General features: G+C 38.8%; 10 protein-coding genes and 1 pseudogene. All 11 read right to left on the reverse strand.

All coding sequences use genetic code 11. From position 1 onward, the window contains the following. Positions 1 to 59: 59 nt before the first annotated feature. The 11 genes and pseudogenes from ACMZ6U_RS06905 to ACMZ6U_RS06955 all read right to left on the reverse strand — a co-directional run bounded on the left by ACMZ6U_RS06905 (position 60) and on the right by ACMZ6U_RS06955 (position 10,821). On the reverse strand, positions 60 to 752 hold the full coding sequence (locus tag ACMZ6U_RS06905) for a methionine ABC transporter permease (RefSeq protein ID WP_416107407.1): 693 nt from the start codon (positions 750 to 752) through the stop codon (positions 60 to 62). Next, positions 753 to 1,817: a methionine ABC transporter ATP-binding protein gene (locus ACMZ6U_RS06910; protein ID WP_416107409.1), complete on the reverse strand. Its 1,065-nt coding sequence runs from the start codon at positions 1,815 to 1,817 to the stop codon at positions 753 to 755. Next, on the reverse strand, positions 1,810 to 3,168 hold the full coding sequence (locus ACMZ6U_RS06915) for a M20/M25/M40 family metallo-hydrolase (RefSeq protein WP_416107411.1): 1,359 nt from the start codon (positions 3,166 to 3,168) through the stop codon (positions 1,810 to 1,812). The genes ACMZ6U_RS06910 and ACMZ6U_RS06915 overlap by 8 nt, the downstream gene beginning before the upstream one ends. A gap of 106 nt (positions 3,169 to 3,274) precedes the next feature. Then, a complete protein-coding gene (locus tag ACMZ6U_RS06920) occupies positions 3,275 to 4,144 on the reverse strand; it encodes a MetQ/NlpA family ABC transporter substrate-binding protein (protein ID WP_416107413.1) in 870 nt (289 codons plus the stop codon). A gap of 136 nt (positions 4,145 to 4,280) precedes the next feature. Beyond that, positions 4,281 to 5,102, reverse strand: a complete 822-nt coding sequence (nadE, locus tag ACMZ6U_RS06925; protein WP_416107415.1) for an ammonia-dependent NAD(+) synthetase — start codon at positions 5,100 to 5,102, stop codon at positions 4,281 to 4,283. Continuing rightward, on the reverse strand, positions 5,103 to 6,569 hold the full coding sequence (locus ACMZ6U_RS06930) for a nicotinate phosphoribosyltransferase (RefSeq protein ID WP_416107417.1): 1,467 nt from the start codon (positions 6,567 to 6,569) through the stop codon (positions 5,103 to 5,105). Positions 6,570 to 6,939: 370 nt separating this feature from the next. Continuing rightward, positions 6,940 to 7,857 carry a thioredoxin-disulfide reductase gene (gene trxB / locus ACMZ6U_RS06935; protein WP_416107419.1) on the reverse strand — a complete coding sequence of 306 codons (918 nt, stop codon included), beginning with the start codon at positions 7,855 to 7,857 and terminating at the stop codon, positions 6,940 to 6,942. Positions 7,858 to 7,922: 65 nt separating this feature from the next. After that, positions 7,923 to 8,201: a DUF4059 family protein gene (locus tag ACMZ6U_RS06940; RefSeq protein WP_416107421.1), complete on the reverse strand. Its 279-nt coding sequence runs from the start codon at positions 8,199 to 8,201 to the stop codon at positions 7,923 to 7,925. Between the two features lie 151 nt (positions 8,202 to 8,352). Continuing rightward, positions 8,353 to 9,096 (reverse strand): amino acid ABC transporter ATP-binding protein, encoded by a 744-nt coding sequence (locus ACMZ6U_RS06945; RefSeq protein WP_104967302.1) that lies wholly within the window; start codon positions 9,094 to 9,096, stop codon positions 8,353 to 8,355. Continuing rightward, positions 9,096 to 9,893, reverse strand: coding sequence for an amino acid ABC transporter permease (locus tag ACMZ6U_RS06950; RefSeq protein WP_416107423.1), 798 nt, complete (start codon positions 9,891 to 9,893; stop codon positions 9,096 to 9,098). Before ACMZ6U_RS06950 ends, ACMZ6U_RS06945 begins: the two co-directional genes overlap by 1 nt. 138 nt (positions 9,894 to 10,031) lie before the next feature. After that, positions 10,032 to 10,821 (reverse strand): annotated as a pseudogene (locus ACMZ6U_RS06955) (transporter substrate-binding domain-containing protein). Positions 10,822 to 10,823: the final 2 nt, after the last annotated feature.

The raw sequence follows: 10,823 nt of genomic DNA on the forward strand, positions 1-10,823 counted from the left end.
AACAGGAAACCTCTCTTTATATATATTTTTGACAAGTCCTGTCACACTCCCAAAAGTAATTAACGATGACTAAGTTTGCGTGTTAGGAAATCCCCAATAAATTGAATGGCGAAGATTAGCAACAAAATGGCTAAGGTAGCCACAAAGGTAACATCTGTATTAGAACGGTTATAACCATAAGAAATCGCTACATTACCAAGTCCACCAGCGCCGATAGCACCTGCCATAGCTGTTTCACCCACCAAAGAAATCAAGGTTACCGTTGACACACGAATAAGATCAGGCAAACCTTCTCCAAGATATACCTTAATAATATCAAAAATGGTAGCACCTGAAGCTTGCGCTGCCTCAATGACTCCGCGATCAAGTTCTGACAAGACCACTTGAACTTGACGAGCAAAAAACGGGAAAGTGGCTGCTGAAAGTGGTACTAGGGCAGCAGTTGCTCCAAGATTTGTTTTGACAATCAAGAAAGTCACTGGCGCCAAAATTGCTAGTAAGATAATAAAAGGAATGGCACGAAAAATAGAGGTTACTTTATCAAGAACTTGAAAAACAGGACGATTTTCAACAACGCCACCAGGACCTGTTAAAACGAGAAAGAGACCTGCTAGGAGACCTAAAAATCCACCAATAATAAAAGATACAATGGTCATGTACAAAGTAGCATTGATTGCTGCTAACCAGCCATTATCTCCTGTCCAACCAATATTATAAACATTCGGCAAATACGTTTGAACCCATTCTAACATCTAGGCACCTCTTTTCAAAATCGTTAAATGAATACCAGCTGCTGTAATAGCTTCTTGCGCTGCTGATAAATTATCCAAATTCCCTGATAGGATAACCACCATTTCACCTACAGGTGTGCTGTCTAAAATTTCGATATTACCATAAAGAATATTGGCAGTAACTTGGAATCGTTTGTAAATATCATTCAAAATCGGCTCATCTGTAGATGTTCCAGCATAATTTAGCTGTACCAAAATAGAATCAGCTGCTAAGTTGACAACAACATCCTGCTGGGCAATCTTAATCATAGCTTCATCGATACCAGTAGCTGTTTTGATAAACTCCTGTGTCAATTCCTCTTTGGGATTTGAGAAAATATCCAAAACTGATCCCTCTTCAATCAAGACACCATTCTGCATGACTGCAACTCGATTACAAATATCTTTAACAATCTGCATTTCGTGAGTAATCATGACAACTGTCAACCCTAATTGACGATTGAGATCTTGTAAAAGAGCCAAAATTTGTTTCGTCGTTTTAGGGTCTAGAGCAGATGTTGATTCATCAGAAATTAAAATTTCAGGGTCGTTAGCAAGAGCACGCGCAATCGCAACACGCTGTTTCTGACCACCAGATAATTGAGCGGGATAGTTATCCGAACGATCTGACAAACCAACCAATTCTAGCAATTCCGAAACCTTCTTAGCTTTAGCTTCCTTACTCAAATCAGAATGACGTAAGGCAAAAGCAACGTTTTCAGAAGCTGTTTTTTGTGCCATCAAGTTAAAGTGTTGGAAAATCATACCAATTTTTTGGCGTTTTTGGCGTAAAGCAGCTGATGACAGCTGCACTTTTCCTTGATCGTAAGTCACATCGCCATTGATGGTAATTTTCCCTGCTGTAGGAACTTGAAGAAGGTTGATAACCCTAACTAAGGTTGATTTCCCCGCACCTGAGTAACCAACAATCCCATAAATATCACCCTTATTGATACTTACCGAAACATCTTTAACTGCTTCGATAACACGTTTCTTCTGATGGAAAGTGATATCAATATGCTCTAAATTTATAATCGCATCAGTCATAACTTGCAATTAACTCCTCTATCATTTCTATATGTGTCTCATAGTCTGTCATCTTGACATTCTCATCGCTACCATGATCTCGACTATCAGGATTCCCTATCCCAAAAGCTGCAATAGGCACTTCTAGGGCTTCAAAGACTTGGTGCATAGGGCCAGTACCCGATGTCGTTGGCAAAATAGCTACCCCTTTAGGCGAAAAGCGCTCTGCTATGCTGATAACATTTTGAATAGCTGGTGCTGTCATGTCACTACGATAGCCTTTTTCACCCAAAGTGTAGGTTAATTGTACTTTATCATAACCATTTTTGGCAAGCTGTTTGTCAATCAAATCTAAAACTTTATGTGGATCCATACCTGGCACTAATCGAACTTCTAGCTTAGCTGAAGCCTCTGCAGGTATAATGGTTTTAACACCCTGACCCAGATAACCCGATGATAAGCCTTCAATCGTTAAAGCTGGCTCAAAGAACAGGCGTCTTTCTAAATCAGCTTGTGTTTTAGCTAATGTTGGCAAACTTAAATCATACAATGTTTTTAATGATGCCAAATCTAAATGCGCATGTTTTGCAACTAAGTCAAGTTCATGCTTTGTAGGCTCAATGATATCTTCATAAATACCATCTACTAAAATACGACCATCAGGAGCTCTAAGACTAGACAGAGCATTGATAAGATACCAAGTAGCACTGTCAAAAATAGCCCCAAATTTTGAATGACTATCAACTTTGGCGGAAACAACCGAAGCATCAAAGGTAACAATACCCTTAGTACCACCAGAAATCTCAATCTGTCCTTCTTTATTACGAATCCCTTGCTCCCAAACAAGAAGTTCTGCCCCTCTCAACTGATCAGCATAAATCTCCAAGTACTTTTCTAAGTCAACAGAAGCGGATTCTTCCGCCCCCTCCATCATAAATGTGATATGAACTGGCAGATCCTTATATTTTTGCAAATAGGATACCACTGCTGTCAAACGAGCTGTAATATGTCCCTTGTCATCATCGACGCCTCGTCCATACATATAGCTATCACGGAAGGTGAGTTGAAAGGGATCACTTTGCCAAATCTGATCTGCATCTGCTGGTTGTGTATCATAGTGATTGTAAAAAATGATGTGCTTGGCATCTGGACGAGAACTCTTAAACTGAGCCAAAATAAACGGTGCAACATAAGTCTCGTCCACAAGAACTTGAGCACCAGCTTTTTCAAAAACTTCCTTGAGGTAACTTGCTGTTTCCGTTAAGCCAATCTCTTGAGCAAAGATGGATTTACTGGCAATTAATCTCTCTAAAATCTTGAGGTAATCTTCCGTCAAGCTAGCTTTTTCATCGATTTGGTTGGTTTCTGCCATATTTCCATATTTCCCCCCTCTTTAATAAGTACTAATAACAAGAAAACAGGAGTGCTCGTCACACGCCTATTTTACTTGTTCATTAATAAATTATTGAAGACTTTTCTTAGTTCTCTGGAGCACCATCCCAAATGGCAATATCCGTACCTTTAGAAGCTTCTTTGATGATTTTTGCCACCTCATCAGTCTGATACACTTTAATCAAAACTTTGATAGCATCAGCTTTTGCTGATGTGTCCCAGCCTTTTTGGGCAGCAATAACATTAATCCATTGTTTTGAACTATCATTTTTCTCTTCAGTAAAGATTGAAGTGTCATAATCAACGCCAGCATCAATAGCATAGTTATTATTGATAACAGCTGCATCAACTGATGTTAGAGTTGACGCGGCTTGATCCGCAGCGATTTCTTTAATCACTAAATCTTTTGGATTTGACGTAATATCTGAAAGTGTCGCTACTTCTTCACCAGAAGTTGACAACTCAATCAAACCTGCTGACTGGAGAACATATAAGGCACGACTCTCATTTGTGGCATCATTTGGCACAGAAATAGTCGCTCCATTTGGAATGTCAGAAACATCTGTGTACTTAGCTTCTTTACCATCTAAGCCAGAGAAAAGATGGATTGGACTTAATAAAGTATCCGCCGCCGCTACTAAATCCGCATCATTTTTAGCATTCCAGTCATTTAAGAAATTATAATGTTGGAAAGCATTGACGTCGATTTCTCCATTTTTAAGAGCTTTATTAGGTTGTGTGTAATCAGTGAATTCTGTAAATTCAAGGTCAATACCTTCTTCTTCTGCTAACTCTTCTACGCGATCCCAGATTGGCTCAGTTGCATCTGTCTTAGTCATAATACCAACACGAACTTCATTGGCATCATCTGCTGAATCATTTCCAGAGCAAGCAGCCAAAACCAGTGTTGACGCTAATGTAATACCTGTTAATCCTAAAAACTTTTTAATTCCCATGTTTATTTTACCTCTTTGTTGTTTATGCTATTTATTATGTCACATACAGTTATAAAAAACAAGTTGTTAAAAGTTAGGTTTAGTTATAGTTTTAGTTTATAACAAAAACCGACATATTGGCCGGTCTTGATATTTATTATTTCCAAAAGTCGTCAAATACTGTGATTGGTAGATGACGTTTGTGCATGGTTTTATGCCACCAGTTTTCGATTTTTTCTTGGGCATCTGCTGAGACAGATTTACCTTCTAAATAGTCATCGATATCGTTATAGGTTACACCGAGTGCAACTTCGTCAGCGATACCTGGTTTATTTTCTTCCAAGTCCGCTGTGGGGATTTTTTCGTAGAGTGCCTTATCGGCACCTAACTCTGCCAAAAGCTGTTTTCCTTGACGTTTATTAAGTCTAAAGAGCGGTAAGATATCGGCACCACCATCACCAAACTTAGTGAAAAAGCCAGTAATATTTTCTGCAGCATGATCTGTTCCGATAACAGCACCACTGTACTGACCAGCAACTGCGTACTGAGTGATCATGCGTTGACGAGCCTTAATGTTACCCTTATTAAAATCAGACACTTCTACGCCTGCCTTGGCCAATTCTGATACTTGACCGTCTACTGCTTCCTTGATGTTAATCGCTAAAGTCACATCTGGTTTGATAAAATCAAGTGCTCTTTGGGCATCCGCTTCGTCAGCCTGCACCCCATAAGGAAGACGAATGGCGATGAATTGATAATCTTTACCAGTCTCATCACGTAATTCCTCAATGGCTAGTTGAGCAAGCCGTCCAGCTAAAGTAGAATCTTGACCACCTGAAATCCCTAAAACAAGCGTCTCTAAAAACGGATGTTTCAAAAGATAAGCCTTTAAGAAATCAACCGAACGACGGATTTCTTCTTTGGCATTGATTTCTGGTTTCACACCTAGTTCTTTAATAATAGTTTCTTGCAAACTCACTTATTTGTCTCCTTTAACTTGAGCAAATGCTGATTTACGAACACGATCAATAAGAGCCATCTTATTATCCCAAACATCTTTGGCTAGGTCTACTGGGTATTCTTGAGGGTTTAAAACGCGCTTGTACTCATCCCATAAATCATCCAGTTCTTTATGGGCATATTCTTTGATTTCTTCCAGACTTGGCAAGTCATAAACCAATTGACCACCTTTGAAAATATCGGTTAATAATGGGACAGCATCAAAGTTTTTGACTGTTTTTGAAATGTAAGTATAGACAGGATGGAACATATGGATTTCATCCATTTTTGACACGTCGACATCCGCAAAGGTGATGTAATCCCCCTCAGACTTACCTTTTTCACGGCTAGTAATCCGCCAAACCTGTTTCTTACCAGGTGTAGAGACTTTTTCGGCATTATTTGATAGCTTGATAGTATCAATCATCTCGCCATTGTCATCTTCGATAGAAACAATCTTATAAACCGCACCTAGGGCTGGTTGATCGTAAGCTGTAATTAATTTTGTTCCAACTCCCCAGACGTCAATCTTAGCCTTTTGCATCTTCAAGTTAAGGATGGTATTTTCATCCAAATCATTTGACGCATAGATCTTAGCATCTGTAAACCCTGCTTCGTCTAGTTGTTTACGCACTTCTTTTGAGAGATAAGCCATGTCTCCTGAATCCAGACGAACCCCTTGGAAATTGATCTTATCACCAAACTCTTTAGCAACCCTAATCGCTGCTGGAACACCGATTTTCAAGGTATCATAGGTATCTACCAAAAAAACACAGTTTTTGTGGGTTTCAGCATAAGCCTTAAAAGCCTTGTAATCATCACCATAAGCTTGTACCATGGCATGAGCGTGGGTCCCCGATACTGGAATGCCAAAAATCTTCCCAGCTCGAACGTTTGAAGTCGCATCCGCTCCACCGATAACAGCTGCACGAGTACCCCAAATCGCTGCATCCATCTCTTGTGCCCGACGTGTTCCAAATTCAAGAAGTGGTTCGTCAGCAATAACAGTCTTGATACGAGCCGCTTTTGTCGCAATCAAAGTTTGGAAGTTGACAATGTTCAAAAGCGCTGTTTCAACAAGTTGACATTGTGCCAAGGGACCTTCGACTTGAACTAAAGGTTCATTAGCAAAAACCAAATCTCCCTCACGGGCTGATTTTACTGATAATTCTAGCTTAAACTCTTGTAAATAAGTTAAAAAGTCTTCTGGGTAGCCTTCCTCACGCAAGTAAGCAATATCTGTCTTTGTGAAACGTAATTGCTTTAAGTATGATACGATACGTTCTAGACCAGCGAACACTGCAAAACCATTTTCAAAAGGTAACTTACGAAAGTAAAGTTCAAAAATAGCATGTTTGTTATGAATGCCCTGCTTGAAATAAACGTGCATCATATTGATTTGATAAAGATCTGTATGTAGTGTTAAACTATCGTCTGTATAATTCATTTTTTTATATCCTTCGTTCTTGACCAAAGTAGCGAACCTCATTTCAAAAAGTCAGTACTTCTAATCTTGTTGACTATTATAGCACAAGCGCTAGTTTTAGGGAATCATCCACCCTTTCATTGTGAATAAAACAACAAGTTTTCTCCTCGTCAGATATTTCTCCTTCCGAGCAAAAAAACAAAGGAAACTTTTTGGCTATAAAAAAGAAAAGGTTACTGTTGAATAGCACCATCATAAGACTCGAAGAAAATCAAAATCTGACTAGGAAAGTCACCTCAGATAAAACTAAAAGGTCAACAAGGTAAAGGTGACAAGGTCAAATTTTGATTTTCAATAAATATAAAAAGCCAGGACTTTTGTCCTGACTCCCTTAAGCTTCATGGTCTACAATATATTGATAAGCTTCTTGACCTGCAATAGCACCATCTCCAACAGCTGTTGTGATTTGACGCAAATGCTTCTGACGAATGTCCCCGACAGCAAAGATGCCAGGAATATTGGTTCTCATATGATCATCAGTTACTACCCAACCATCTTGATCTGTAATACCTAAATCTCGGAAGAAATCAGATACCGGATCGAGACCAACATAGACAAAGACACCACCAAATTCATGATTGGTAACCTTATTTGTTTTAACGTTTTTGATGTCTACGTTTGTGACTTTCATATCGTTACCTTTGATTTCTTCAACGACTGAGTCCCAGATGAAGGAAACTTTGTCATTGGCGAAGGCACGGTCCTGTAAAATCTTCTGAGCCCGTAATTCATCACGACGATGAACAATCGTCACAGAATTTGCAAATCGTGTTAAAAATAGACCTTCTTCGATGGCTGAATCACCACCGCCGACAACAAGCAAATCTTGATTTCTAAAGAAAGCACCATCACAAACCGCACAGTAAGAGACACCTCGACTGTTGTATTCATTTTCTCCAGCTACCCCAATGTGGCGGTGCTTAGCTCCTGTTGCAATGATGACTGTCTTGGTTTCATAAACTTCATCGTCAGTGCGAACGATCTTATAATCACCCTTGTCTTCGATACCCGTTACGATCCCATAAAGGTTTTCGACACCAAACTTTTCAAGCGGTTCAAACATCTTCATTGACAGTTCTGGACCACTGATAAGCTCAAATCCTGGATAATTTTCGACATCAGCAGTGTTATTCATCTGTCCACCTGGAGCTCCTTGTTCCAAGGTTGCCACCTTCAGATTTGAACGAGCCGCATAAAGTGCTGCAGTCATTCCTGCAGGACCTGCTCCAATCACAATTGTATCGTACATGCTTTCTCCTTTTTCATCTACATATGTAGCTAAATTTTAGCAATTCTTTTTTTAATTAGCAAGCTTTAAGACTTAATCACAAGTAGTAAAGCCATAAAAGCGAATGAAAAAATAGGAGTAGTTAAAATACAAATCATTAAACCATCATAAAGAACTTCCTGTTTTTCTCTCGCGGTTTTATCCACTTTTTTATAGGCTCTATTCACCATATAAGCCAAACCAGTGATAAATACAAATATAGCTGCTAGTAAGAGTCCTTGTAAATAAAATGAAACTAAAGTGTGTAACATACGCCTACCTTCTTTGCTTAAGTCCATCAATGGCTCAATCATTAATATAGTCAAATGAATTACCTTTTAGCCAATGAACTGAGACGCAGACAGAACTGGAGTACGGCAAATTGAAAGTGACGATGTATCAAAGTTAATTCAAAAGACTATAACAATGTTAAAACAAACTCAGCCAGACTACCTAGCTGAGTTTTTCTCCATTATATCAAAGATATGATTTTTTGTAACTAGCGAAGAATTCTTTGGTCCGTTCTTCCTTAGGATGATTAATCAACTGATCAGGTGTTCCCTGTTCCAAAATCTTCCCTTTTTCAAGAAATAGAATTTTATCAGCCACTTGAGCAACAAAATTCATGTCATGACTAACTAATACCATGGTTTGACCAGCCTTAGCAGCATCTGCAATCGATTTTTCAACCTCACCTACAAGCTCGGGATCTAATGCTGATGTTGGCTCGTCAAGTAAGAGAACATCTGGTTTCATAGCTAAGGCACGCGCTAAGGCTACACGTTGCTTTTGTCCTCCTGACAAGTGACGAGGGTAATGGTTTTCTCTATCTGACAAACCAACCTTAGCCAATTCTTCTTTTGCTATTTTAGTTGCCTCTGCGTCTGACAACTGTTTAACCACTTTCAAACCTTCTTTAACATTTCCAAGTGCCGTACGGCGCTCAAACAGATTAAACTGTTGAAATACCATAGCTAGCTTACGGCGAAGTGTTAAGATTTCCTCGGTAGAAATGGTTTTAAAATCAACTTTGAAGCCATCAATATCAATGCTTCCAGAATCAGCTTCTTCAAGGTAATTAAGACTACGTAAAAAGGTTGATTTACCAGCACCTGAAGCCCCGACAAGAGCGACAACTTCTCCTTTTTGGATATCTAAATCTAAACCATCAAGAACTTTTTGCCCTGAGAATTCTTTGGTTAAATGACGAATTGAAATCATTAGCGACCTCCTACTTCAAGTGATTCTTGTACTGCTTCTGGCGGCGAGATAGCCATACGCTTCTCAATGAAGAGTCCTAGATTTTCAATCAAGAAACTAATGCCCCAATAAATGAGAGAGACAGAAATGAACCGCTCAAAGTAGCGGTAATCACTACCACCAAGAATTTGTGCCTGCGCATACATTTCAACAATCCCTGCATTAAAGGCAAGAGAGGTTCCTTTGGTCAAACCAATTAAACTATTAATCAATGTTGGTGTCGCAACTACAGCAGCGTTGGGAATAATGACACGACTATAAATTTGTTTATTGGTCATCCCCAAACTCTTGGCAGCTTCTACTTCACCAGAATTCACGGATTGGATAGCTGCTCGAATGGTTTCACTAGCATAAGCCGCCTCATTAAAAGCAAAGGCTGTGATAGCAAATACAGATGCTGGAATAGCATTGATATTCATATCTAAGCCAGTTCTTTGATTAATCGCTTTGAGTAAAAGCGGAATACCATAATAACTAAGCATCAACTGAACCAAGATCGGTGTTCCACGCAGGAAACTAACAAAAAATGCTTGGATAGGATAAATCACCTTAACACGATTAATTTTAATAACCGCAAATAAAAGAGCTAGGATTAGCCCAGCTACAGCCCCTGCCAAAGTTAGCCCAATCGTTAATGGAAGACGCTCTAAAATGGATGGGATGGCATCAAAAACTGCCCTCCATGAAAACAGTTTGCCAGCTGGTAATTTTTCAACAAGGCTTTCATACCAACCTACTGCTAAATATAATGGTCTCATAATTATGTCCTTTAATCGATAATCTTCTTATCTGTCCATTCTATCACTGACTACCTAGCCTGTAAAATAGGAGGTCTTAAAAAGGTGATAAGATTTACCTATCACCTCTTATCCTTTTCCTATCTCCAGCTTTATCAATTATTCTTTACCTGTTGTACTGTAATCACCACCAAAGTACTTCTGACTGAGTTTACTTAAAGTACCATTTCTTTGTAACACTTTGATCCGTTTATTGACGAATTTTTGAAGTGCTGCCCCTTCTTTATCTTTTGGAAATAGTAGAAATTCTAAGCCGTCTTTATCTGTTCCTAACTTATCTTCGACGTTCCTTATTTTCGAAGATAATGCCTGATCTTTAATCACTGTCTTCAAAGAAATAGCCTCGTACATTAAAAAGTCAATGTTGCCTTTTTTTATATTTTGTAAGCGTTACGGTAAGGTGACACTATTAGCGACATAGCGAATAGCGATAGGCTTCTTATCACTGTGCTTCTTATTCCCATTTTCTAAAATCTGTACATAATTTGATCCAGCATATACTTCAACTGATTTTCCTGAAGCAGCATCTAAAGAATCGAAAGTCTTACCACCTTTAGTGGCAATTGTATAATTTGATTTAGAAATCGGATCAGAAAAAAGATATTTTTCAGCTCTTTCTTCGTTGCAGTTAAAGTTATTAGCCGCCATCTGATAGCGCCCTGCATCCAATCCTGTTAAAATTGATGAAAAAGGGATGGTTTTAAAGGTGACATCATATTTTTTTAGAGCCCTTGAAAATAGCCTTAACAATTTCGATATCATAGCCTTTAAACTTTCCATTGTCTCTGTAAGTAAAGGGTTTGGTATCAGAATCAGTAGGGACGGTTACAAGAGTTGGTTTGTCAGCATAAGCCTTCGTAGAAAATAACAAAGCACCTAAACTAACCATTA

Source organism: Streptococcus pluranimalium, from assembly GCF_047785745.1.
Classification (GTDB): domain Bacteria; phylum Bacillota; class Bacilli; order Lactobacillales; family Streptococcaceae; genus Streptococcus; species Streptococcus pluranimalium_B.